The organism is Chelatococcus sp. CO-6 (genome assembly GCF_001271345.1).
Taxonomy (GTDB): domain Bacteria; phylum Pseudomonadota; class Alphaproteobacteria; order Rhizobiales; family Beijerinckiaceae; genus Chelatococcus_A; species Chelatococcus_A caeni.
Map to the genome: position 1 here is coordinate 3,249,623 of NZ_CP012398.1, position 23,547 is coordinate 3,273,169.

The 23,547-nt window shown below is 65.8% G+C and carries 28 protein-coding genes and 2 pseudogenes; 3 read left to right on the plus strand and 27 right to left on the minus strand.

All coding sequences use genetic code 11. The features are described from left to right. Positions 1–6: 6 nt before the first annotated feature. Positions 7–569: pseudogene (locus AL346_RS24705) on the minus strand (DUF3363 domain-containing protein). Between the two features lie 386 nt (positions 570–955). Here AL346_RS24705 and AL346_RS15290 point away from each other — a divergent pair. Next, positions 956–1,315 (plus strand): hypothetical protein, encoded by a 360-nt coding sequence (locus tag AL346_RS15290; protein WP_019404647.1) that lies wholly within the window; start codon positions 956–958, stop codon positions 1,313–1,315. A gap of 8 nt (positions 1,316–1,323) precedes the next feature. Further along, positions 1,324–1,926 carry a hypothetical protein gene (locus AL346_RS25110; protein ID WP_156332768.1) on the plus strand — a complete coding sequence of 201 codons (603 nt, stop codon included), beginning with the start codon at positions 1,324–1,326 and terminating at the stop codon, positions 1,924–1,926. Between the two features lie 145 nt (positions 1,927–2,071). On the opposite strand, the gene AL346_RS15300 is transcribed toward AL346_RS25110, so the two are convergent. The 13 genes and pseudogenes from AL346_RS15300 to AL346_RS15360 all read right to left on the minus strand — a co-directional run bounded on the left by AL346_RS15300 (position 2,072) and on the right by AL346_RS15360 (position 12,769). Then, on the minus strand, positions 2,072–2,263 hold the full coding sequence (locus AL346_RS15300) for a hypothetical protein (RefSeq protein WP_026015570.1): 192 nt from the start codon (positions 2,261–2,263) through the stop codon (positions 2,072–2,074). A 285-nt stretch (positions 2,264–2,548) separates the two neighbouring features. Next, positions 2,549–2,761, minus strand: a pseudogene (locus AL346_RS15305) (DUF2274 domain-containing protein); the annotation flags it as partial. A gap of 1 nt (position 2,762) precedes the next feature. Then, positions 2,763–3,917, minus strand: a complete 1,155-nt coding sequence (locus AL346_RS15310; protein ID WP_019404643.1) for a TrbI/VirB10 family protein — start codon at positions 3,915–3,917, stop codon at positions 2,763–2,765. Continuing rightward, positions 3,914–4,897 (minus strand): P-type conjugative transfer protein TrbG, encoded by a 984-nt coding sequence (gene trbG, locus AL346_RS15315; RefSeq protein ID WP_050996771.1) that lies wholly within the window; start codon positions 4,895–4,897, stop codon positions 3,914–3,916. The genes AL346_RS15310 and trbG overlap by 4 nt, the downstream gene beginning before the upstream one ends. After that, positions 4,894–5,583: a conjugal transfer protein TrbF gene (gene trbF / locus AL346_RS15320; protein WP_019404641.1), complete on the minus strand. Its 690-nt coding sequence runs from the start codon at positions 5,581–5,583 to the stop codon at positions 4,894–4,896. Before trbF ends, trbG begins: the two co-directional genes overlap by 4 nt. Further along, complete coding sequence (trbL, locus tag AL346_RS15325; protein ID WP_019404640.1) at positions 5,580–6,926, minus strand: P-type conjugative transfer protein TrbL; 1,347 nt, start codon at positions 6,924–6,926, stop codon at positions 5,580–5,582. Before trbL ends, trbF begins: the two co-directional genes overlap by 4 nt. A gap of 3 nt (positions 6,927–6,929) precedes the next feature. Continuing rightward, positions 6,930–7,217, minus strand: a complete 288-nt coding sequence (gene trbK-alt / locus AL346_RS15330; protein ID WP_019404639.1) for a putative entry exclusion protein TrbK-alt — start codon at positions 7,215–7,217, stop codon at positions 6,930–6,932. A 10-nt stretch (positions 7,218–7,227) separates the two neighbouring features. Further along, positions 7,228–7,986: a P-type conjugative transfer protein TrbJ gene (gene trbJ, locus AL346_RS15335; RefSeq protein ID WP_019404638.1), complete on the minus strand. Its 759-nt coding sequence runs from the start codon at positions 7,984–7,986 to the stop codon at positions 7,228–7,230. After that, positions 7,983–10,421, minus strand: coding sequence for a conjugal transfer protein TrbE (trbE, locus tag AL346_RS15340; protein ID WP_019404637.1), 2,439 nt, complete (start codon positions 10,419–10,421; stop codon positions 7,983–7,985). Before trbE ends, trbJ begins: the two co-directional genes overlap by 4 nt. Before the next feature lie 11 nt (positions 10,422–10,432). Then, entirely contained in the window at positions 10,433–10,714 is a 282-nt protein-coding gene (locus AL346_RS15345) for a VirB3 family type IV secretion system protein (protein WP_019404636.1), read from the minus strand. Further along, positions 10,714–11,046: a TrbC/VirB2 family protein gene (locus tag AL346_RS15350; RefSeq protein WP_019404635.1), complete on the minus strand. Its 333-nt coding sequence runs from the start codon at positions 11,044–11,046 to the stop codon at positions 10,714–10,716. Before AL346_RS15350 ends, AL346_RS15345 begins: the two co-directional genes overlap by 1 nt. After that, complete coding sequence (gene trbB / locus AL346_RS15355) at positions 11,043–11,978, minus strand: P-type conjugative transfer ATPase TrbB (RefSeq protein WP_019404634.1); 936 nt, start codon at positions 11,976–11,978, stop codon at positions 11,043–11,045. Before trbB ends, AL346_RS15350 begins: the two co-directional genes overlap by 4 nt. Positions 11,979–12,394: 416 nt before the next feature. Further along, positions 12,395–12,769 (minus strand): helix-turn-helix domain-containing protein, encoded by a 375-nt coding sequence (locus AL346_RS15360; protein ID WP_019404633.1) that lies wholly within the window; start codon positions 12,767–12,769, stop codon positions 12,395–12,397. Positions 12,770–12,887: 118 nt separating this feature from the next. On the opposite strand from AL346_RS15360, the gene AL346_RS15365 reads away from it, so the two are divergent. Beyond that, positions 12,888–13,481, plus strand: coding sequence for a glutathione S-transferase N-terminal domain-containing protein (locus AL346_RS15365; protein WP_019404632.1), 594 nt, complete (start codon positions 12,888–12,890; stop codon positions 13,479–13,481). A 173-nt stretch (positions 13,482–13,654) separates the two neighbouring features. Here AL346_RS15365 and AL346_RS15370 read toward each other — a convergent pair whose 3' ends face one another. From AL346_RS15370 to AL346_RS25635, 13 genes are all read right to left on the minus strand, one after another. After that, on the minus strand, positions 13,655–14,089 hold the full coding sequence (locus tag AL346_RS15370; protein WP_019404631.1) for a ribbon-helix-helix protein, CopG family: 435 nt from the start codon (positions 14,087–14,089) through the stop codon (positions 13,655–13,657). A 7-nt stretch (positions 14,090–14,096) separates the two neighbouring features. Then, positions 14,097–16,088, minus strand: a complete 1,992-nt coding sequence (locus AL346_RS15375) for a conjugal transfer protein TraG (RefSeq protein WP_019404630.1) — start codon at positions 16,086–16,088, stop codon at positions 14,097–14,099. Positions 16,089–16,115: 27 nt separating this feature from the next. Beyond that, complete coding sequence (locus AL346_RS15380; protein WP_019404629.1) at positions 16,116–17,852, minus strand: VirD2 family relaxase/mobilization nuclease; 1,737 nt, start codon at positions 17,850–17,852, stop codon at positions 16,116–16,118. 244 nt (positions 17,853–18,096) lie between these two features. Next, positions 18,097–18,873 (minus strand): lytic transglycosylase domain-containing protein, encoded by a 777-nt coding sequence (locus tag AL346_RS15385; RefSeq protein ID WP_019404628.1) that lies wholly within the window; start codon positions 18,871–18,873, stop codon positions 18,097–18,099. Between the two features lie 3 nt (positions 18,874–18,876). Beyond that, positions 18,877–19,212 carry a DUF736 domain-containing protein gene (locus AL346_RS15390; RefSeq protein ID WP_019404627.1) on the minus strand — a complete coding sequence of 112 codons (336 nt, stop codon included), beginning with the start codon at positions 19,210–19,212 and terminating at the stop codon, positions 18,877–18,879. Between the two features lie 34 nt (positions 19,213–19,246). Continuing rightward, the gene (locus AL346_RS15395; protein ID WP_019404626.1) at positions 19,247–19,792 is read right to left on the minus strand and encodes a S26 family signal peptidase; all 546 of its coding nucleotides are present in this window, start codon (positions 19,790–19,792) and stop codon (positions 19,247–19,249) included. Further along, positions 19,789–20,310 carry a DUF2840 domain-containing protein gene (locus AL346_RS15400; protein ID WP_019404625.1) on the minus strand — a complete coding sequence of 174 codons (522 nt, stop codon included), beginning with the start codon at positions 20,308–20,310 and terminating at the stop codon, positions 19,789–19,791. Before AL346_RS15400 ends, AL346_RS15395 begins: the two co-directional genes overlap by 4 nt. After that, on the minus strand, positions 20,307–20,561 hold the full coding sequence (locus tag AL346_RS15405; RefSeq protein ID WP_019404624.1) for a hypothetical protein: 255 nt from the start codon (positions 20,559–20,561) through the stop codon (positions 20,307–20,309). Before AL346_RS15405 ends, AL346_RS15400 begins: the two co-directional genes overlap by 4 nt. After that, positions 20,558–21,196 carry a ParA family partition ATPase gene (parA, locus tag AL346_RS15410; protein ID WP_019404623.1) on the minus strand — a complete coding sequence of 213 codons (639 nt, stop codon included), beginning with the start codon at positions 21,194–21,196 and terminating at the stop codon, positions 20,558–20,560. The genes AL346_RS15405 and parA overlap by 4 nt, the downstream gene beginning before the upstream one ends. A gap of 208 nt (positions 21,197–21,404) precedes the next feature. Continuing rightward, positions 21,405–22,289 (minus strand): replication initiator protein A, encoded by an 885-nt coding sequence (locus tag AL346_RS15415; protein WP_019404622.1) that lies wholly within the window; start codon positions 22,287–22,289, stop codon positions 21,405–21,407. Positions 22,290–22,300: 11 nt separating this feature from the next. Next, a complete protein-coding gene (locus tag AL346_RS15420) occupies positions 22,301–22,582 on the minus strand; it encodes an AlpA family transcriptional regulator (RefSeq protein ID WP_019404621.1) in 282 nt (93 codons plus the stop codon). Between the two features lie 136 nt (positions 22,583–22,718). Next, positions 22,719–23,264: a DUF2285 domain-containing protein gene (locus AL346_RS15425; protein ID WP_019404620.1), complete on the minus strand. Its 546-nt coding sequence runs from the start codon at positions 23,262–23,264 to the stop codon at positions 22,719–22,721. Beyond that, positions 23,197–23,484 (minus strand): transcriptional regulator domain-containing protein, encoded by a 288-nt coding sequence (locus AL346_RS25635; protein ID WP_245258969.1) that lies wholly within the window; start codon positions 23,482–23,484, stop codon positions 23,197–23,199. The genes AL346_RS15425 and AL346_RS25635 overlap by 68 nt, the downstream gene beginning before the upstream one ends. Between the last annotated feature and the right edge of the window lie 63 nt (positions 23,485–23,547).

A 23,547-nucleotide genomic window follows, 5' to 3' on the forward strand; every position in this document is an offset into this window, starting at 1 on the left:
CGACACTTACATCCCGATCTCCCGCCCCCGCTTCCTGCCGAAGCTCCAGTCGACGCCATCACCGTCGCGTGCGACGCCGGCGATGTGCTGCCCGATCCGCCCGTCGAGCACCGGCTGCCAGGGCACGAGCTGGAAGCCGAGGCCGTTTTCGATCATGGCATAGCGGCCGGAGGCGAGGGTGGACGTGCCGATGAGGGTGCCGGAGACATAGTCGCCGGTTTGGCCTGGACGAAGGCAAGCCCGCGCTCGGCCGCCATCGCACGACCGACGCGGGCGATCTCGGCCTGCGCGAGACGCTGGAGAAGGTCCTTCGGTGCGCGGAAGCTCCCGTCGGTGTGCCGGACGGCATGGCCCATGTCGACGAGGGCCTGTCGGCGCCAGCCCATCGCCTCGCTCACCGCGCGACCGAAGCCGGCCTCGGCGGGTGGCGTGCGGTCGCGTGAGGGAAGCTCCCGGTCGAGCCAGGTGGCGCCGTCGCTGGCCGGCCAATAGCGCCTGTGAAAGTGATTCTGCGAGGAGTGAGACGATGCCGACGTCAAGAGAACGAATTCTATACTGGCTGTTTGCAATGGGGGTCGCGGCTCTTGCGGTCACGGGGTTACAGCGGGGAGAGATAGCCTCGTTCGGGCCGATTTTAATATTGTTCTCTCTGGTGTATATATTTATTTTAGGTGAAACTGGCAGGTATCCCTTTGACGGAAGGCATTTTGTCAGGTATAAAATTGCGTATTATGTGTTTGTTATAATTATGATAGCTCTAGCGAGTTGGATTGAAGGGGGCCATCCTTCTGTCTGGTGCCCGGCTGCGGATAAATTTGGGACGGATGTGCTCATATTTACGTATGCTATCGCAGCCGTTACTCGGGGATTTCGGGTGTATTCGAGCCGCGAGTGGCCTTGGCCGATGAGCTATGTTGCCGGTAAGAATGCTAGCGAATAGCATGCGCCGACGCTCGTGGGGGGCAAGCGCTACCTGTACGACGCGGTCGGCAACGTGCTGTCGGACGGCACGCGCACCTTCACCTGGGACACGGAGCGTCGGCTCAAGAGCGTCTACGTCGGCGGCAAGTCGGTGGTGTTCACCTACGGGCCGGACGGGGCGCGGCTGCAGAAGGGGGTCTATGCCGGCACGACGAGCCAGCAGACGCTGTACCTCGGGCCTGATCTGGAGCGGGCGCCGGACGGGACCTGGACGAAGTACCCGCATCCGGACGTGAAGCGGGTGGGCGGGGCGACGTTCTTCCTGCACCGCGACCACCTGAAGAGCGTGCGGGCGATCAGCGACGCCGCGGGTGGCCCGGATAGGGACGAATAGGATCTTTAATGATCGAGAAGTATGACATTCGGGATATCCGGGACCGGGCGCAGGGGGTATCACCGGGCGGCGTTCTGCCGGATGAGGTTGAGTATGCTAGGCGGATGCTGCGGGAGCGCCGCGAGCCGATTACAGCTGGGCTCTATGTGATTGGATATTGTGGCAATCCGGATGACGCGGAACTCTTGGAGCAATTCCTTCTTGGTGAAGAAAACGATGCATATGCCGATGTTGCGCTGATATGCCTCTGCCGTCATCTGGGGCTTGTTAATCGTTACAGGGGTCTGATCGGACAGCTTATAATCAGTGGGGCCAGTGATGATATAAGGCGGTCGGCGGCAATACAGCTCTGCAAAGAGTACTTCATCGAATGTAGAGATGATGTATTAGGGTGCAGGTTGGTAGAAATACTATGCGATTCTCTGGATGCGGACCAGTCTATTGCCAGGGCGGCTCTTGTTGAGATATTGAAATTACATGGACGTCTAATAAGTCCATATATCATTAAGGGTGTTCTGTGGGATGAGGATGATAAGCTGATTTTGGAGGAGTCCATAAAGTATTTTAATTGCGGAACAGCCAAATTACAGCATGTTATGCGACTGAGTTGAGTTCAGCGTGAGCAACAAAAACTTGTAATTATAGACGCGCGTTGGCAAAGGGGTTCTGTGCGGATTGAGGCTAACGCTTTCGGCGTCTGAGCTTGGTCTTCTATCTTTGCATGCCCTGGTATGGACGAGGCTGGTTTCCCGTGGGCTACAGTCGGTCGTCGTCGACTTCTGGGGCACTGGCGAGAGCGCGCCGCAACTCGACGGCGACGCCGTCGACATCGGCTTCCTCGGTGGCTCCCACATGCAACTGCTCGAGGCTTACAGGCTGTCGGGGCGGCTGGCTGAACGCGGTGACCACCGAGAGGGGCGGGACGACGCTGTTCTCGACGACCTGCATGCGCGAGACCATTATCGTGACACATTAATGCAGATCGCCGCCGGGGGCTGCGAACTGCTGACTCTGACGAGCGAGGCCACGACAGCGGCGCAGCTTCCAGGCGTGACCTATCGGCCTCTGATCGGTGAAACGCTTCCGTTCTGCACTATCTGGTCGCCGAGAAACGACAATCCTGCCTTTCGGCGATTACTCAGCCTCGCGAGAGGCATGTCGAGGCGCTGCGCCGGCAGGTCGGTCAGAAGGAATGCTTGGACCCGGCGAGCCCATCCGGCCGTCTCGGCCGCTCGCCCGACGCAACTTCGCGAAGCCCCTGTCCGTCGCCATGAAGCGCTCGATCATAGGCGCGATCAGGCGCGCGGGATCGGCAACCGACTGGCCCGTTTCGCGACCGTGGATCTCGGAATAGGCAACGAGGTCGCGGTGAACCGAGGCCGGCAGCTCGACAGTGACCTTGACAGGTTTGTCATCCGCGATCGCGCCGAGTTTCAGGTTAGCCATGTCAACCTCCGTAGGGCTCGAATACGAGGTCGCGGGTGACAATGACGCGGACAGGGAAGCCCGGCCGGATGGTCAACGTCGGAGCCACCTGCAACTGGCGCTGGATGATCTGCTGTCCGGCCTGGTTGATGGTGTCCTGCGTCCCGTCGCGAATGGCGCGGATCAGGCGGTCCTCATCGCTGGTCGCGAGCTCCGCACCAACCGCGAGCAACGTCGAGAGTCCGGCCGCCTTCATCAGATCCCACCAGTGGTAATCGACGCCATCCTCGAGACCGGCGTAGCCCTGGGTGTCGGCGCCGGGCTGGCGTTCCAGCACGATGGAGCGGCCATTGGGGAGAATGAGCCGGTTCCAGACGAGCAGCACGCGGCGCTGGCCGAACTGCACGCTGTTGTCATACTGGCCGATGATGCGGGTACCCTGGGGCACGAGCAGGAAGCGGCCGCTCGGACTGTCGTAGATGTTCTCCGTCACCTGCGCGGTGATCTGACCGGGCAGATCGGAGCGGATGCCGGTGATGAGCGCGGCCGGGATGACCGCGCCGGCCTGAAGCACATAGGGCGAGGCCGGCGGCATGACGCGATCCGGCGCGACCGTGCGCCGGTCCACGGCGGCATTGAGGAAGGCCAACTGGCGGTCCTGCGCAGTCGACTGGCCAGGCTGGCCGTTGAGGCCGAGGCCCGTGAGATTCGGTGAGGCCATCCCGCCCGGCGTTCCGGCGGTGCTCGCGGTTCCCGGAGCCGTCTGGAAGAAAACGCGTGAGGTTCGGGCGGCCTCTTCCTCAGCCAGCCGGCGGCGTTCCGCGTCATCGACGACCGGCGCGGCCATCGGTGGCGGCACGACCGGCTGGCCCCGCGTTTGGGCGTCGAGGATCGGACGGCCGAGATCGCCGGGCAGCGGCGGGCCGAGGACCGGCCCGGTGTAGTCGCGCGGCAAGCCCGCGAGACCATCGGCTGTTTGCCGATTGGTCGTCGAATAGAGTTCCTCGTTGCTGCCACTGCCATCGCGGGTCTGGAGCGCGTAGATCAGGGCGCCACCGAGCCCGACCAGCGCAACGGCCCCAACACTGGCGAGCACCTTGCGCGACAGGCGGGTGACGCGTGGCGGTTCGGCGCGAAGCCGCATCGGTGCGGCCGCATCGGTTTCGGTATCGGTCATGACGATGGCCTCCCGTCGGTGCGGACAATCCTGACGGCCTGCTGGCGGTCGCCGCTGCCAAGGCGGAGCACCGCCGCGCCGAACAGGCGGTCGACGATCAGGATGTGCTGGTGAACGCGGCTGTTGACGATCTGCGCCTCGCCATTCGAACCGAGAACGAAGATCGGCGGCATCTCGCCCTGCACGATCCCGCGCGGGAACTCGACATAGACCCGGCGGCCATCGTCATAGACGGCGACCGGCTTCCACGCCGGATTGTCGCCAGTCAGGCCATAGCGGTAGTTGCGTGCCGCCACGGCCGGGATGACTGGCGTGGCGGGAACGGCCTGGCGTTGTCCTGCGGGCGGAGCCGGATAGGCCCATGCGACGGCCGGCATGTAGAGCGCTTCGCGGGCGCGCAGTTCAATCATGTAGGTGCGCCGGTCGGTGGTGACGACGAGGTTGGTTGATATCTCCGGGCGCGACGGCTTCACGAGGATATGGACGCGGCGGGTCGTTCCCGAACCGCTCTCGGTGTCACCGATGATCCAGCGGGCCGTGTCGCCGGCCGCGATCGGGCCGGCACCGGTCAGGCTCTCGCCCGGTTCCAGCGCGATGTTGGTGATCTGACCCGGCGCGGCATAGACCTGATAGAGCGCGCCCTCGCTCCACGGATAAATCTGGATGGCGTTGTAATAGCCCTCGCGACGCGGCTCGACGCGGGCGGCGGCATTGGCGTTCTCGACACGTGCGGCCGGGGTGCCGGCCGCATTGCCGCCGCGCGCGACCGTCCAGGCCGGCGGGACGTGCAGAGGCCGCGGCCGGTCATCGGTGGCGGCTGCGGGCACCGCCGGCAGAGGCGGCACGTTGTTGTCGTAGCTGATTTCTGGCGGCTTGTAGGTCGCGCAGCCCGACAGCACGGTGGCGGAAAGCAGCAAAGCCGCGAAGGTGGGTTTACGGAGAACCGGAATGCCGGATGTGTGGATCGTCGGTCGGCTCACTGGCTCATCTCCCGCGACCAAGAGATCGCATTGACGTAGATGCCGAGCGGATTGGCTCGGAGCCGTTCGGCATCACGCGGCGGCTGGATCACGACGGTCAGGATCGCGGTCCAGCGCTGCGTCGAGGAGATCTGGCCGTTTTCGTAGTGACGCTCGGTCCAGGCGACCCGGAAGCTGTCAGGGGAAGCGCGGATGACGCTCGACACCTCGACGGCGATCTGTTGCCTGCCGACCTTGGTGAACGGGTCGTTGGCGCGGGCATAGTCGTTGAGCGCGGCAGCGCCGCGATCGGTCGTCCATTCATAGGCGCGCAGCCAATTCTGGCGCACGATGATCGGGTCGGCGGGGATGCTCCTGACCTGTTCGATGAAGCGGCCGAGGTGCCACGCCACCTGAGGATCGGTCGGACGGTAGTCGGCGGTCGCGGGGGCGACCGTCTGCGCCTGGCCGAGATTATCGACCTGCACCACCCACGGCACGACGGTCCCGCGTGCCGACTGCCAGACGAGCGCGGCCGCGAAACCGGCAGAGAGGATTAGCGATCCGAAGGCCATGTAACGCCAGTTCTTCGCCTGCACGCGGGCGGAGCCGATACGCTCGTCCCAGACCTGTGCCGCGCGCTGGTATGGCGTCTCGGGTTCCGGCGTCTTGCCGTAATGGGTTGCCGGTCGCTTAAAGAGGTTCATGAGCGGTCGCTTTCGGAGAGATTGACGGAAGAGCCGGAGCCGTGGCTATCGCCGGAACGGACGGCGTGCGCGGTCGTTTGGACGGCGTGGCCCATATGGCTGGATTGGCGCATGCGCTGCGCCCAGCCAGGCGATGCATTGGATGGCTGGGTCGATCCGGACGGAGATTCGGCCGCGTCGCCGACCGTGCCCATGGTCGAGGAGCCGCCAGTCGCGCCGAAACCGGCCTTCGCGCCATCGGAGAAGCTGGACTGGACGCCTGTCATCGCGCGGCGAAGCGGTGACGTCGCCGCCCCGCCGGCCGCGCGCGCAACACCACTTAGCCCGGATGCGACACCGGCCGCGCCGGACTGTCCAAGCGAGCCGAGGCTGTAGGCGGCCGAGACGGCGCCGGCTGCGGTCGCACCGCCACGCACAGCGGCCGCGCCTGTCGAGAAGGCAGCAGCGCCTCCTTTCGCGGCTAAGCCGGCGGCGGCGCCGCCCGCAAGCACTATCCCGCCGGCGGCAAGACCGGTGCCGACCGCGGCGCCCGCCCCGAGCTGGGGACCACCGCTGACGAGACCGGATGCGATGCCGGGGCCGAAAATTCCGAGGCCGAGCAGCGACATCGCGGCCAGCACGACGGCCATGGCGTCATCGATGGTCGGTGTCGCGCCGCCGAAGCCGGCCGTGAACTGGCTGAACAGTGTCGAGCCGATGCCGATGATGACGGCGAGCACCAGCACCTTGATGCCGGACGAGATGACGTTGCCGAGGACCCGTTCGGCCATGAAGGCGGTCTTGCCGAACAGGCCGAAGGGGATCAGGACGAAACCGGCCAGGGTGCTGAGCTTGAATTCAATGAGGGTGACGAAGAGTTGGATGGCCAGAATGAAGAAGGCCAGAATGACCAGCGCCCAGGCGAACAGCAGGCAGGCGATCTGGATGAAGTTCTCGAAGAAGGCGATCCAGCCCATCAGGTCCGAGATGGATTCGAGCAATGGCCGGGCGGCGTCGAGGCCGGTTTGGGCCACCTTTCCCGGCCGCATCAGATCCTGCGCGGTGAATCCCGTGCCGGACGCCTTGAGGCCGAGCCCCGCGAAGGAATCGAAGACGATCTTCGCCAGGTTGTTCCAATTGCCGATCAGATAAGCGAAGACGCCGACGAACAGGGTCTTCTTGACGAGCCGCGCGATGATGTCGTCATCCGCGCCCCAGCTCCAGAACAGCGCGGCGAGCGTCACGTCGATGACGATGAGCGTTGTCGCGATGAAGGCGACCTCGCCGCCGAGCAGACCGAAGCCGGAGTCGATATAGCGGGTGAAGACCCCGAGGAAATTGTCGATGACGCCGGCGCCGCCCACGGTTCACCGCCCTTCGTTGGAGGCGGGCGATGCGGGCGCCGGCGTGGAGCGCAAGAACCGGTCGCGGGTCTCGGCCCAGACGCGCAGACATTCGCTATCCTCGGCCGCCTTTTGTCCGAGCTGCTGGCACCGGCGCTGACCCTCGCGCAGCGGGTCACGTTCGGTCTGAAGGGGACGCGCCGGTTGTGATGTCGGCGGATCCTGCTCGAGGGTGAGCTCAATCACTGTCGCCGTGATGGCGATGGCGACGAACACGACGGCGCCGAGTCGAGCGAACATCCTGCCGTCCATTCGCTCGCCCTCAATTGCCGCTGTTGAACATTTGCGCGTTGCCGGGCTGGTAGCCGCTGCCCGGCGTCAGAAAGCGGCGGCGCTGCTCGCGCCCCTGTGCGGCGGCCGCGGCCCGCTCGGCCTCCGTCAGCGCGCCGGCGCGGCCATTGGCCGAGATCAGGGCGATAAGGTCGGAGAGCTGTTGCGATTGGAGGGCGAGAAGCTGGTTACCGGCCTGGGTCGCCTGCAACGCACCGGTTGCCGACTGGCTCTGGTCGACGAGGGCCGACATCTGCGTGCGGTTCGTGTCGATATTGCCGACGACGCCGGCCTGCACGCGCATCGCGTCCTGAAGACCGCCGACGGTGTTCTGCCAGCGCGAGCGCGCATCGGCGACGAGCTGCTGGTCGGTCGCGGAGAGCAAGACGTTGCCGTATTTCTGCTGGAACGCCTGGTCGATCTGCTGGACGTTGAAGGCGATGTTCTGGGCTTGGCTCAGAAGCTGCTGCGTGCGGCTCACCGATTGCTGGATCTGCTGAAGAGCGGAGAACGGCAGGCTCGCAAGGTTGCGAGCCTGATTGATGAGCATCTGGGCTTCATTCTGAAGCGAGGTGATCTGATGCGTGATCTGCTCCAGCGTGCGCGCCGCCGTCAGGACGTTCTGGGCATAGTTCGACGGATCGAAGACGATGATGGCGTGAGCCGGCGTCGCGAGCATCGGCGACAGCGCCAGCGGCATGGACAGGATCGATGCGGCAATGAGCGCCCCGTGCGAGTGACGGATCATCATGGTTTGGTCTCCAGGTTGTCGAGGTTGGGAATGAGGTCGAGCGCCCATTCGGCGCCGCGCAGGCGCAGCCAGGCGGCGAGAAAGCCGTCGCGGCCGTGCTCGGCGACGAGGTCGGCGATCAAGGTCTGGTCGGATTTGGAGGAAGCGGCGCAGAGCGCGAGGCCAACTTCGGACAGGCCTAGCTCGAAGAGCCGGTTGCCCCGCCGCGACTGGCAGTAATAGTCGCGCTTCGGTGTCGCCCGCGCGAGGATTTCGATCTGCCGGTCATTGAGGCCGAAGCGGCGATAGATGGCCGTGATCTGCGGTTCGATGGCCCGCTCGTTCGGCAACAGGAGCCGCGTCGGGCAGCTCTCGATAATGGCGGGTGCGATGGATGAATTGTCGATGTCGCTGAGCGACTGCGTGGCGAAGATCACGCTGGCGTTCTTCTTGCGCAGCGTCTTCAGCCATTCGCGGAGCTGGCCGGCAAATCCCTCGTCGTCGAGCGCTAGCCAGCCCTCGTCGATGATGAGCAGCGTCGGCCGTCCGTCGAGCCGGTCACTGACGCGATGGAACAGGTAGGAGAGCACGGCCGGGGCAGCGCCCGTGCCGACAAGGCCCTCGATCTCGAATGCCTGCACTTGCGAACTGCCGAGATGTTCCGTCTCGGCGTCGAGTAGGCGGCCATAGGCTCCGCCGACGCAGAACGGCCGAAGTGCCTGCTTCAGGTCGTTGGACTGCAATAGCACCGCGAGGCCGGTGATGGTGCGTTCCTCGAGCGGTGCGGAGGCGAGCGAGGTCAGCGCCGTCCAGATATACTCCTTCACCTCGGGCGTGATCTGGATGCCCTCTCGCATGAGGATGGCGACGATCCAGTCGGCCGCCCAAGCACGCTCGTAGGTGTCGTGGATACGCGCGAGCGGCTGGAGGGAGACGGAGGCGTCCGAACCTTCCGTCAGCCCGCCGCCGAGATCGTGCCAGTCGCCGCCCATGGCGAGCGCCGCCGCCCGGATGCTGCCTCCGAAATCGAAGGCGAAGACCTGGGCGCCCTCGTAGCGGCGGAACTGGAGCGCCATGAGCGCCAGCAGCACGGATTTGCCGGCGCCGGTGGGACCAACGACGAGCGTGTGACCCACGTCGCCGATGTGGAGGGAAAGCCGGAACGGAGTCGATCCCTCGGTCTTGCCGTAGAGCAAGGGGGGCGCTCCGAGATGGTCATTCCGTTCCGGCCCCGCCCACACGGCAGAGAGGGGGATCATGTGGGCGAGATTGAGCGTCGAGATCGGGGGCTGCCGGACGTTCGCGTAGGCATGTCCCGGCAGCGAGCCGAGCCAGGCGTCGACGGCATTGACCGTCTCAGCCATGGCCGTGAAGTCACGGCTCTGAATGACCTTCTCGACCAGCCGCAGTTTCTCGTCGGCCACGCGAGGATCAGTGTCCCAGACCGTGATGGTGGCCGTGACATAGGCCATGCCGGCGACATCAGCGCCGAGCTCCTGCAAGGCCATGTCGGCATCGGCGGCCTTGTTGGCGGCGTCGGTGTCCACGAGCGTGGACGCCTCGTTGGTCATGACCTCCTTGAAGATCGCTGCGATCGACTTGCGCTTGGCGAACCACTGCCGCCTGATCTTGGTCAGCAGTCGGGTCGCGTCGGTCTTGTCGAGCAGGATCGCCCGCGTGCTCCAGCGATAGGGAAAGGCCAGCCGGTTCAGCTCGTCCAGGAGGCCCGGCGTGGTGGCGGTCGGGAAGCCGATGATGGTGAGGATGCGCAGATGTCCGTCGCCAAGGCGGGGCTCCAGCCCACCGGTCAGCGGCTGGTCGGCGAGCAGCGCGTCGAGATAGATCGGCGTTTCAGGGACGCGCACGCGATCGCGGCTCAGGGAAACGCAGGAATGCAGATAGGTCAGCGTCTCGGCGTCATCGAGCCAGCGGCAGGACGGCATGAAGCCGTCGAGCAGCGCCAGCACCCGGTCGGTGCGGTCGATAAAGCCGCGCAGCACTTCATGGGGATCGACACCGGACCGCTCACGCCCCTCATAAAGCCAGGCTTCTATGCGCGCGGCGTCTTCGGCTGGCGGCAAATAGAGGAAAGTCAGGAAGTAGCTCGAAACGAAATGCGCGCCTTCCTCCTCGAAATCGGCCTTGCGCTCGGCATCGACCAATGCGGAAGCCGGATCAGGAAAGGTGCTGCTGGGATAGGTCGCGGCCTCGTTGCGCTGCGCCTCGACAAAGATGCTCCAGCCCGATCCGAGACGGCGGAAGGCGTTGTTGATGCGGCCGGCGACCGCCACCAGCTCGGCCGCCACGGCGGAATCGAGATCGGGGCCGCGAAACTTCGCGCTGCGCTGAAAAGAGCCGTCCTTGTTCAGCACGACGCCTTCGCCGACTAGCGCGACCCAAGGCAGATAGTCGGCAAGGCGGTTGGCGGTGCGGCGGTATTCGGCGAGGTTCAGCATAGCAGCACTCCTCAGACCGACAGATGGCCAGGGATGCGCAGATGCCGGCGACCAACCTCCACGAAGAGCGGATCGCGCTTCGCGGCCCAAACGGCTGCGAAGTGACCGATAGCCCAGATGGCGAGCCCGACCAGCCAGAGGCGCAGGCCGAGGCCAACGGCTCCGGCCAGCGTCCCGTTCATGATCGCAATGGAGCGCGGCGCGCCGCCGAGCAGAATGTGCTCGGTCAGCGCCCGGTGGACTGGGATCGTAAAGCCCGGCACCGCGTCGAGCTGTTCGAGGACGGCGGCCATTACACCAAGACCCCGCCGCCGAACGAGAAGAACGACAAAAAGAAGCTCGACGCTGCGAAGGCGATGCTCAGCCCGAACACGATCTGAATGAGCCTGCGAAAGCCGCCGCTTGTGTCGCCGAAGGCGAGCGTCAGGCCGGTGACGATAATGATGATGACAGCGATTATTTTGGCCACCGGACCTTCGATTGACTGAAGGATCTGCTGCAGCGGCTGCTCCCATGGCATTGAGGAGCCTGATGCGTGGGCGGCAGGTGCCAGCATCAGGCTGACGAAGAGGACAGAGGCGGCGGTCGCGACGTGGCGACGGAACTGCAGGGCTCGGCGGATCATGCGCGGTCTCCTTCAAGGGGCTGGGTGGCAGGGCGGACGCGGTAGTCGCCATCGCAACCGAGCCCCTCGACGAGGCCGAGCTCGGCGAGGCGTCGGGTCGAGCCGCGGCCGGAGAGCACGGCGACGAGATCGATCGTCTCGGCGATGAGCGCGCGGGGGACGGTGATGACGGCTTCTTGGATGAGCTGCTCGAGGCGGCGCAGCGCGCCTAACGACGTGCCCGCGTGAATCGTGCCGATGCCGCCGGGATGGCCCGTGCCCCAGGCCTTGAGCAGATCGAGCGCTTCGGCGCCGCGGACCTCTCCGATCGGAATCCGGTCGGGGCGAAGGCGGAGCGAGGAGCGAACGAGATCGGAGAGCGTCGCCACGCCGTCCTTGGTCCGCATGGCGACGAGATTTGGCGCGACGCACTGAAGCTCTCGGGTGTCCTCGATCAGCACGACGCGGTCCGAGGTCTTGGACACCTCGGCGAGCAGCGCATTCGTGAGCGTGGTCTTGCCGGTCGAGGTGCCACCGGCGACCAGGATGTTGCGGCGGTCGGCAACCGCCTGGCGCAGGATCTCGGCCTGCTCGGCGGTCATGATCCCACCTGCGACGTAGTCCTGCAGGGTGAAGACCGCGACAGCGGGCTTACGGATAGCGAAAGTTGGCGCCTGGACGACGGGTGGCAGCAGGCCCTCGAACCGCTCTCCCGTTTCCGGCAGCTCGGCCGAGACGCGCGGACTGGCGGCGTGGACCTCGGCGCCGACATGGTGCGCGACCAGGCGCACGATGCGCTCGCCATCGGCGGCCGAGAGCCGCTCGCCTGTGTCGGACAATCCCTCCGAGAGCCGGTCGACCCAGAGACGGCCGTCGGGGTTGAGCATCACTTCGACGACGCTGGCGTCTCCGAGGAAACCGGCGATCGCGGGGCCGAGTGCGGTCCGCAGCATGCGGGCTCCGCGAAGTATCGCCTCGGATTTCTCGGAAGAGGTGGCCACGTCGTCCCCGTTCTTTGTGGGACCGCGTCAGGCCGTCCCTGGATCGGGGATGATTAAGAGAACCGGAAATCGGCTCTCGGCAACAGGTTGTTTTGCTTGTCGTACCATGGCGTACAAAGACAGGTGATAGGTGGGGTCGCTGAATACTTGAGTTGCCGCAACCGGTGGCTGCTCGCCGTGGTGAACGCAGCAGGCCACCATCGAGCAGCACCTCCGCATGGTGGAGTGACAGCTGACGACCCAAGCCCGGCCATTCCGGGGGCTATGTGCTGATTCCTTAAGCGGTCGCGACAATCAGCGATATGTCAGCACGCGCGAGTAGCGGTATGGTCGCATTTGCGCGCGGCTCGCGGCAGAGCGAGTGGGCCCTATGTCGGACGCCCTTCGTCGTATTGGCGCCGGCTTTCCTGGATCGTGGCGAGGTTGTCGATTGACCACTCGGCGAGCTGCCGGAGGGTGCTGGACAGAGATCGCCCCAGATCGGTCAGCGCATAGCTGACTTGCGGCGGCGTGGTGGGCATGACGGTCCTTGTCACTAGGCCATCCCGTTCCAGCGTCTTGAGCGTCGATGTGAGCATCTGCTGGGATATGCCACCGACCTTGCGCTTCAGCTCGTTGAAGCGGTGTGGCCGCTCCCGGACGGCGACGATGACAAGGACCGACCATTTGTCGCCGACCCGGCTGAGAACCTCACTGACGGCGCGGCAACTATTCTGTCCGGCGAGCGGGGCGGTCCTGCCCATATGACCATGTCCTGAAATTATGCGTTCTTGTGAGGTCTTCTCTTGTCTCATAATTGGAGCTGGTCAGCAATCCAGACCACGTAATCGCGCCTTCGAAACGGCGTGTGGAGACCAAAAAATGCGCCTGTATTTCTATCCTGCAGCGTGCAGCATCGCCGATCACATCGCGTTGATCGAAGCCGATCTGCCATACGATCTCATGCCGATCGACCGCGACAAGCGTACACGTGACGGTAGAGACTATCTTGCGATCAACCCACGCGGTTTCGTGCCCGCCCTGGAATTGGACGATGGTTCGATCCTAACCGAGAATCTCGCCATCCTTGCTCATATCGCGGATCACAGCGGCAAATTGCTTCCGGAGGACGCGCTGGGGCGAAGCCGGGCATTGGAGGCTCTGTCCTACATGGCAACGACCATTCATGGCGGCCTCGGGCCGTTCTTCAAGAAAGCGGCCGAAGCGGAGCAAACGAAGGCGCGCAATGCGCTCACGAAGGGGTTCGCCTTTCTGGACGAGCAGATGGGAGAAAAGCCGTTCCTTCTCGGCCAGTCGATCTCGATAGCCGATCCCTATCTCTACTGGTGCCTGCTCGCGGCGGCACAATTTGAGATCGCGGCACCCGAGCGCCTTCAGGTCTATTTCGAGCGGATGAATCAAAGGCCGTCTGTCGTGCGGGCCCGTGCCGAAGAGGGGTTGTCGCCGACGGAATGATCGGTCGCGGCCAAGGATGCGGGACGCCGAGCGACGCGAGCGTTTCAATGACGTTTTGCTTCGCCCACGACGGGAAGCGGTCGGGCGGCAAAGTCCCACGACCGGTCATTCGCAGCCTGGTGCGCGGCCCGACACGCCGCCCGTTCCGCTTTTTTATCAGGTTCATCGACGCTTTATCGCGTCTCCGGTATGGGGCTGATGTCCTCGGAAATCTCCTGCCGCAGCTTCGGGCCTTTGGCGAGTCTGCGCCCTAACGCGGCAACGAACGCGTCATAGCGCTCGCCCGCCTGGGCCCGCGCGGCGGCCTGCGCCGGTTCGGGCAAAGGCGGGTTGGTGGTGAGCCAGAAGCGCACGAAGACGGCGAGCGTCTCGACCGAGATGCCGAGGTCACGCTCCATCCGCGTCATGCGGCGATCGAACTGGTCGAGACGCTTGGTCGCGGCGGCCTCCTGGCGCTCGGCGGCGTCCGGCGACAGGAACGATGCGATCGCTGCTTCGGCGATCAATGACCGCGACTGATCGCGGCGCGCCGCATGGGCGGCGAGCGCCTTCATCACCTCGGGTTCGAGATAGACCGACAGGCGCTGTTTCTTGGGAGGCTTGGACATAGCCGTCTCACAGCTCCATGCCATCGTTCGGATCGAGCGAAACCTGACGGGCGACGCCCTGCATGATCTGGTTAGCGCGGCTGATGCGCGCGATGTCCTCGTCGGCCTCGTCTTCGAAGCCGGCCTCGAACTCGTTCTCAGTCGGCACCTTCTTCTCGACCGGGGCGGCGCGCCCCAACTCGGGCTGGTGGCGCCGCTCCGATCCAGTCGGATCTTCGTCGCGGCTCCCGGTCGCGATAGCCGCTTCGGTTATCGCAGCTTTCGGCCGAGCCGGAACCGGCAGGCTGCTCCAGTCGTCGGTACTCGGCCGTGTCGAACCGATCAGCCCGGGTGGCGGCATAATCCGCTCGTTGAAGCGGCAGTCCTCGAAGTATCGGGCTTTCTTCGCGCGGATCGGCGGCGTGCCGGCGACCATGACGATCTCGTCGGTCGGCGGAAGTTGCATGATCTCGCCCGGGGTGAGCAGCGGCCGCGCGGTCTCCGAGCGCGACACCATCAGGTGGCCGAGCCAGGGCGAGAGGCGATGGCCGGCATAGTTCTTCATCGCGCGCATTTCAGTCGCGGTGCCGAGCGCATCGGAAACCCGCTTGGCGGTGCGCTCGTCGTTCGTCGCGAACGATACCCGGACATGGCAGTTGTCGAGGATCGCGTTGTTCGGTCCGTAGGCCTTCTCGATCTGGTTCAGCGACTGGGCGATCAGGAAGCTTTTCAGCCCATAGCCCGCCATGAACGCCAAGGCGGACTCGAAGAAGTCGAGCCGCCCGAGCGCCGGAAACTCGTCGAGCATCAGGAGCAGCCGATGCCGGTTGCCTTTAGCGTTGAGGTCTTCGGTCAGGCGCCGGCCAATCTGATTGAGGATCAGCCGGATCAGCGGCTTGGTCCGGGCGATGTCCGAGGGCGGCACGACAAGGTAGAGGCTGGTCGGCTGGCGGGCGCCGACGATGTCGGCGATGCGCCAGTCGCAGCGGCGAGTCACCTCGGCGACGACGGGATCGCGATAGAGGCCGAGGAAGGACATGGCGGTCGAGAGCACGCCGGAGCGTTCGTTGTCGGATTTGTTGAGCAGCTCGCGCGCGGCCGACGCGATCACCGGATGGGGTCCGCTCTCGCCGAGATGGGCCGTCTTCATCATCGCCGCCAAGGTCGATTCGATCGGCCGCTTGGGATCGCTGAGGAAGGCGGCGACACCGGCGAGCGTCTTATCTTCCTCTGCATAGAGGACATGGAGGATCGCGCCGACCAGGAGCGCGTGGCTGGTCTTCTCCCAGTGGTTCCGCTTCTCGAGGTTGCCTTCCGGGTCGACTAGGATGTCGGCGATGTTCTGAACGTCGCGGACTTCCCATTCGCCGCGGCGCACCTCGAGCAATGGGTTATAGGCGGCCGACTTCGCATTGGTCGGATCGAAGAGCAGCACCCGACCGTGGCGGGCGCGGAAGCCGGCGGTCAGCGTCCAATTCTCGCCCTTGATGTCATGGACGATGGCCGAGCCCGGCCAGGTCAGCAACGACGGCACGACCAGGCCGACGCCCTTGCCGGACCGGGTCGGCGCGAAGCACAGGACATGCTCGGGGCCGTCGTGCCGAAGATAGGCGCGGTCATATTTGCCGAGCACCACGCCGTCTTCGCCGAGCAGGCCGGCGCCGCGCACCTCGTCGTCATGTGCCCAACGCGCCGAGCCGAAGGTCTCGGCGTTCTTCGCCTCGCGAGCCCGCCAGACCGACATGCCGATCGCGACGGCGATCGAGATGAAGCCTCCGGAGGAGGCGATATAGGCGCCCTCGACGAAGATCGGCGGTGCGTAGGCGTCGTAGAAATACCACCACGGAAAGAAGGACCACGGATAGTAGATCGGCCAATGACCGAGCATGAACCACGGCGGTCCGAGCTGGGACTGGAAGCCGAGCCGGTAGGCTGTCCACTCCGTGGCGGTCCAGGTGGTCAACACGACGATGGCGAAGACCGTGAAGATCTGGCCCCAGAGAATTTTAGTGGCGGACATGGCTGGTCCTTTCGCTTGGGGTGGTGGTCACAGGCCGAGCCCCCGCTGGCGGCCGAAGCTCCAGTCGACGCCGCCGTCGCTTCGGGCGACGCCGGAGACGTGACGGCCGAGCTGCTTTTCGAGTGATGGCGTCCAGGGTACGAGGCTGAAGCCGAGCCCGTCGTCGATCATGGCGAAGCGGCCGCTCGCAAGCGTCAGCCGCCGCTGGTAGGTGCCGGTGACATATTCGCCGGATTCAGGTTTGACCTGCGGCCGCCCGGTCTCGGCGGCGATGCGTTCGGCAACCGCCTCCAGCTCGCGGCGCCGCAGCGTGTCGACCAGGCCGGGCTGGAAGCTGACGCCGCGCTTCTGTCGCTCGGCGAGGCCTTGGCCGACAAGGTGTTCGGCCCGTCGGTCCATGGCGTCGCGCACCTCGGCGCCGAAGCCGCTGCCGAGCGCGGCCAGCTCGCGGGCGATATTCTGCCGGTCGAGCCAGGTCGCGCCGGTCGCGGTGACCTGCCGCTCGATGTCGAGGTCGGAGCGCACCGCGATCGCCACGCGGCGCTGGCCGCGCGCGTCATCGAATTTCCGAAGCTCGACGATCGAACCCGGCGCGCTGTCGCCGGCCGCGTCTAGGTCGGGAAGCTTGATGTGGTGGGTGCGGCCGTCGACGCCGTCCACGACGGCGAAGGCCGTGCCCTTCAGCTCGTCGTCGAGGCCGCGGGCGACGAGACGTCCGATGACCGGATCGTTGAGGCTCTCGGACGCCAGCACGTAGCTCGCCGCGCCGCGCTCGATGCCACGCTCGGTCAGGCCATGGTGGATGCGCTTGATGATGTCGCCTCGCTCGCCGAGTTCGCGCAGCGTCGCCTCCGCCTTGTCCGAGATGGTCCACTGGCCGGGGCCGATCTCATCGGCGAGCCCGAGCCCTGCGAGCTTGCGCAGACGCCCGACCTTCAAGGCATGGAATTCGTCGGGTTGGCGGTCGGCATGCGGTGCAAGATCGATGACGCCGGTGCGATAGGCATCGCGGGCGAGCTGGCGGTCGAGGTTGGTCCAGCGGTCGGAGTCGATCTGGCGCTCGAGCGTCTGCCGGATTTCCTGATCGGTGCGCGGTCCCAGCTCCTGGGTGATGAGGTCGCGCGCCCGATCGCGCATGCCCTCTTTGATATAATCGCGGGAGATGACCAGGTTTTCGCCGTCATCGCGCACGCCGCGGACGATCAGATGGACATGCGGATGCTCGGTGTTCCAGTGATCGACCGCGACCCATTCGAGCTTTGTCCCGAGATCCTTCTCCATCTGGCCGACCAGCTCGCGAGTGAAGCCCTTGAGGTCGGACATTTCCAGCGCGTCGTCCGGCGAGACGATGAAGCGGAAATGGTGGCGGTCGTCCTCGGACCGCTCCGCGAAGTTCTTGACGTCGACGTCATCGCCGCCCGGACCGAACAGTCGGGCCTTCTCCCCGTCGCGGGTGACGCCGTCGCGGCGCAGGTAATCGAGATGCGTCGAGAGCGGCGCTGACCGCGCGCTATGACGGACGACCCGCGCCTTGATGACCGCGCCGCGCGAGCGGGCGATGATGAGGCGGTTCGCCTGGATCGAGGCGCGCTGGCCGCGCCCGAACCGGGACCGCGCGCCGGACCCGATCTTCCCTTGCCGGGAGACGCTGCCGCCGGCGCGCTGCGCGGCCGCCAGCGCCTGGGCGATGAAGGGCCGCGCCCGCTGCGCGCTCGTCGAGCGGATGCGGCCTGGCCGGATGCGGAAGTCGTGCTCGTCGGTCATTCCCGACGCTCCGCACATCGCGCTAACGCGATGATATTCTTGAGAAATGAGCCGATGCGCAGGCTGCGCCGATCATGCGCACCTCGCGAAATCGCGCCATAACCCCTTGAAAAAGCACAACCGAACCGAAGCGCACCTCGCGCCCCTTTATCCTGCCATCGTGCGGCTGTGCTTGGCGCGTCCCCTCCCAACGCTCGCCAATCTGCGCTGGGGTTCGCCATGCTGCGATGGACAGGTGAGGCTTTCATCGCGGGCCTGCAGGCTCCCGCCGGGAGACGAAAAGGCCGCCGGTCGGGCTCGCATCGGCCGCCGCATCGCGCGGTGGAGCCGCGGTGTCGCCGTCGAGCGACTGTGCATTGGGCTGCGCCGGACCTGCGCCCGGACCGCGATCAGAGGCGCCGATGAAGAGCGGCGCGCGCGTCCACGCCAGCGGGTCGGCGGCAGCAACAGTGACGACGGCCGGAGACGGTTCGCCGCCGACAAGGGGCGCGAGATGGGCGATATAGGCGCGCGTCTCGGCCGGCAACGGGCGGCCGTTCGCGAGGTGATCGTCGTACCGTCCGGGGCCCGCGTTGTAGGCCGCGAGAAAGCCGGGTGCGCCGTAGCGATCGTAGAGTTCGCGCATGTAGGCGGTGCCCGCGATGATGTTGTCGCGGGGATCGAACGGGTCGTTGCCAAGGCGATAGCGGGCGCGGAGGTAGGCCCAGGTGTCGGGCATGATCTGCATCAGGCCCATCGCGCCCTTGGGCGAGACGGCGCGCGCGTCGTTGGCGCTTTCGACACGCATGAGCGCGCGAATCCAGGCGACCGGAATGCCGAACCGCTGCGAGGCCTCGGTCACGAAGGCGGCGATGTGGGTGCTCGCCTCGGCCGGAACCGGCAGCGTGCTCTGAGCATGCACCGGCGACATTGGCGAAGCGGCGAGCGGCAGGCCGGAAAGGAGAAGGAGGAGCAGCCGGGAGGCGGCAAGGGACTTCCGCGTGCCGCCCCGATGATGCTGCGATCGATGCGGGCCGCGCACCGATCAGTCCTCCTTGCGCGGTTTGGAGGGCCGCGACCAGTGCAGGCCCCAGGTGCCGCTGTCGTCGCCGGAGCGGAAGAGGTTGGCGCGCAGCGGACGCGGGAACAGCGGGCTGTCGAGCTGCACGGAGACGTAGTCGCCGGCGCGCTCGCCGACATGCTTCCAGCCGGCGCCGATCTCGATGCCGTCATCGCCGCCGAGCAGGGCACGGTAGTCCGGCGCGTTCTCAGCTTCGGACGGCTCGGCCGGGACGAAGGCGAGTTCGGCGTCGATGCCGAGCGCGGTGAGTCGCCCGGAATAGCCGGACTTGGTGCGGGTGAATTGGCCGATCTGGGTCATGGTCGTCTCCTTCGGTTGGGGGGGAAGCGGCAGTTCAGCGGGTCGGCGCGCGCCATACGTAGCGGCTGTCGCCGTGCTCATCGGTCCAGAGCGGCGTCGCCCGGCCGATCACGTCGCTGGTCGGCAGCGGGCCGAAGTAGCGACCGTCGAGGCTGTCGCGGACCGACCAGTTCATCAGGAAAAGCTCGCCCTCGGCGATGCGGCGGCAGCCCTGCCAGACCGGCAGCGAGCGGCCGAGATGGTCGCGGTCGAGAGCATCGCCCATCGGCACGCCGTCCACGGTGATGGCGTGATCGCGGCGGCAAACTTGTTGACCGGGAACGCCCGCCACTCGCTTCATCAAGGGCACGCCACGGCCGATATAGCCGCGTTCGACCATGAAGGCGGCGAGCGGTTCGGGCGCGCGCACGGCCACAAGATCGGTGACCTCGAAACGGTCGACCGGTGCGATGCTGTAGAGCCCGATCGGCGTGCTGGCCGACGCGTTCCAGATGAGTTTTGTCGGGAAATCGACGAAGGCGGCGGTCGCCATGCCCATGGTCAGGACGTAGGTGACCATGACGTAGCCGAAGCGGCTCATGATCCGGCCCTCCGACGCAGAAGGAAGGCCTTGTGGTGCTGGGCCGTGTAGGATCGCGGCTGTTCGCCGGCGCTCATCCTGTTGTGGACGTGCCGCCAATGATCGGGCGAGACCTCGCTCGGATCGATGCCGATCGCCTCGATCGCGTCGATCATCTGCAGCACCCGCGCGACCTTGGGCCAGCCCTCGACCTTCAGCAGGATGTCGCCGCCGGGGCGCACGAAGGGCACGGTCTGTTGCGGCTCGCCGGCGGGGACAGTGCGCAGCACGTCGAGATGCGAGGCGATGGTCCCGTAGTCGTTAGCGGCCCAGCGCACGAGGCCGAAGACGCTGTCCGGCGCGAAGCGCAGCACGCGTCGACGGCGGTCGAGGATCTGCTCGCCGACCTCGCGGCCGAACCTGATCCAGTTCTCGACTCGCTTTTCGATCCAGGTGAGTTCGACTTCGGTCAGGTCGTGGGGCAGCGGCGCAGCCGGTCTCGGCTCGCCGCGCGCATGGATGGCGGCGGCGCCGGTCATGTCGCGTCTCCAGTGCTCTCAGGGAATTCGCGCGCGAGCAGCTCGCGCAGCATGTCGGCCACGGTGACGCCGCGCTGGAAGGCGGCGATCTTGATCCGAGCGCGCTGGGCCGGCGTGACGTCGATTGTCAGCCGTGCCGAATAGATCGCGGCCTCAGGCACGCGCGGCGCGGGCGCATCGGCGGACCTGACCCAAGTCTCCGCATCGCCTGGCCGGGTGGCGAAGCCGCGCTTGGGAGGCGTCGCTGTCATGGCGCGATCCTTCCGATCTCGGTAACAAGCGCGGCGATCTCGCGCGCGGCGGCGCTGTCGCTGTCGATTTCGCTGACCAGCCGCCCGGTCTGTGCAGTGTCGGCGAACGCGACGCGCTGGCCGATCCTGGCGGCGAGCAGCGGCGGGTCATGGTCGGCGAGCGTTTCCGCCGTCTCGCGAGCGATGACCGTGCGCGCGGCGCAGCGATTGAGGACGAAACGGGCCACGAGCTGCGGTCGGTAGATGCGGGCCTCGCCGAGCAGCGACAGCATCTCGGCCGACGCCCAACCGTCGAAGGGCGACGGCTGCACCGGCATCAGCACCAGGTCGGCGGCGAGCAGCGCCGAGCGCATCAGTCCCGCGACGCGTGGCGGTCCGTCGATGATGACGTGGTCGACATCGCGGGCGATCTCCGGCGCCTCGCGATGCAGGGTGTCACGCGCAAGGCCGACGACCCCGAAGAGCCGAGGCAGGCTTTCACGCGCCCGCTGCTGCGACCAGTCGAGGGCCGAGCCTTGCGGGTCCGCGTCGATGACGGTGACGCGCTGGCCGCGCTTTGCCCATTCGCCGGCAAGATGGAGCGCGATCGTCGTCTTGCCGACGCCGCCCTTCTGGTTGAGCAGCGCGACGATCATGACGGTCTCCCGGCGATCGGGGACTCGTCCACGCGCGGCGAAAATGCGGTTCGCGTTAGAAAGATTCCGAAGGAATCTAGGTTAGAGAAGTTACGGGGCTCGCAAGTAGCTGATTCAGCGGGCGGATTCGTCGATTCCGGTCCCCGATAGCACGAGGATCGGGTCCTCGATGGCACGATGGGTCCGGTCCCTGATAGCACGAGACGATTCACAGCTTATCCCCAGGGCGCTTGGTCGAGCGGCGACGCTGGCGAGGGATGCCGAGCGCGTTCGGATCGATGGGTTTGAAGGAGAGGATTTCGGGGCCGCCGAGGCACTGCTCGATGGTCAGGCGATAGCCTGGCAGCGGCTGCCGGCGGACGATGTCCCGCAGGTCGTAGGCGAAATGCTTGAGCGGCGAGAGGCTGCCCGACTTCGCGTGGAGATGCCGGAAGTCGAAGCTCCAGCCGAATTCTTGGCGACCGCCGTGCTTGCGCACGAGCCGGTAAAGCCATCGCTCCAGCCCGCCAGTCAGACCGAAATAATCGCGGTCGATGGTCAGCACGAGCGCGTCGTCGAGAACGGCAGCGTAGAACCAGTCCGGCACGATCAGCTCGAGGCCGAGCGGCCGGCCTCTGCCGTCGGCTCGCTCTTTCCACTCGTTGATCCAGGAGAAGCGGTGCAGCCGCCGTTCGGTCGGCTGGCGGATCGACGTCGCCACCGTCGTCGACTGGAGACGGTCGAGCGCGGCCTTTAGCCGGTCGTAGTCGCGCAAGCTGACGCCCCGACCGATGAACTGCAGGATCTCGTAGGGCGTGGTCGCCATCAGGCGCGATGGCCGCAGTCCGGCGTCGCGCGCCTCGACGATCTGGGAGGCCGCCCAGATCAGCACGTCGGCGTCCCAGATGGTGGCCATGCCGTGCTCGGGGACGGCTTCGACGCGGATGACGATGGAGCCGGCCTTGAAGTTGATCGGCGCCAGGCGTTTCGACTTGCCGAGCGCGAAGAACGGGTACGCCATCAAGTCCTGCGCGTCGCGCGGTGCGAGATCCCCGGGCAGCGCCCGGAAGAGATCGAGCTGCTCGCGTTCGCTGCTGTGATGGCGCGCCGACATCTGCCGTTCGCTCAGCGCTGGGGCGCGTGGCCGCCGACCGTGGCCGTGGCGTCATGGCGCTTGGCGGGCAGGACCGAGTTGCCTTCGGCGGTCGAATTCTTGGTGCCGCGATTGGCCCAGGTCTGCAGGTCGGCAACCGCATAGACGACGCGACCGCCGAGCTTCTTGAAAGCCGGACCTGTGCCATAGGTGCGATGCTTCTCAAGCGTTCGGCCGGAGAGACCAAGGAAGCGCGCGGCCTCCGGCGTGCGCAAATAGCGTGGGGGGAGTTGGACGGTCGCGCTTTCGGCCATGATCGAAGCTCCGTGCTGTGCTGGGCGGCTGCCGGATGTCGGCGGCGGTGTCAGCGCACGGTGGCTGCGAGAGGCGTCGTCGGGGGATGGGGAAGTTAGGGGGTGTTAAATTCCCACCCTCGGCGTGTCGGCCGGATTAAGAGCGGCGGCGGTGGCGAAGGAGTTGCCGATAACCGCCATCGATCATCGCAAGGCCATTGCGAACGAGGGCGATGGTGCTGTCGCGTAGCGGTGAAGTCTTCCAAGGGGCGTCGTCGATCCGCGCGACGCCATAGATGACTTTCGCGATTTCCCGGTAGGTCGCGCCATTCAAATGGCCGTCGACGGCCTGCAGCATCAGGCGCAACCGTCGACGTTGCTGGCGAGTCAGGCGGGTGTCCGGAGGAACCGGCCGTCGCTGCCAGGAAAAGCAGAACCGGGTGAGCGCCTCGATGCGGCCCAGGCTGTCGCGGTCGAGTGGGATCAATGCGGCTAACGGCGCGTCGCGCTTGGCGCCGGGGAGTATGAAGAGATGAGAGGTAAGGGCCTCAGTCGTGTGAAACGCGTGAAAGCCTAGGGCCGTATCGCCGCTGGCGACTGAGACATCGAAGGCGGCTGGAAACGAGATCAGAGAATCAGGCACCGCCGTTAGAATGACGACGCCGGTGTCCGCATTGGGGGACCAGAGAATAGGTTGATCCAAGAAGGAACGGCTCGGCCTTGCCGCGAAATCGCAACCCCCAACGGGTCTCAGCGTCGGCCGCCAGAGGCTCTGCTAGTCCCTTGATCTCCAGATGTCGCGCGAAATCCTGCTGATAGGCGCCGTTGCGACGCAAGTATTCCCATGCCAATCCATCGGGAGGCAGATCATCGACAAGATCGTAGCTTGTGTTTTCTCTCCAGCGCGATGTGTCGGGCCGCATGTCACAGTCACCTCGCAATTTATATGCAAGTTGAGCTGTGAACGATCTTCGGTCGAGCGCTGC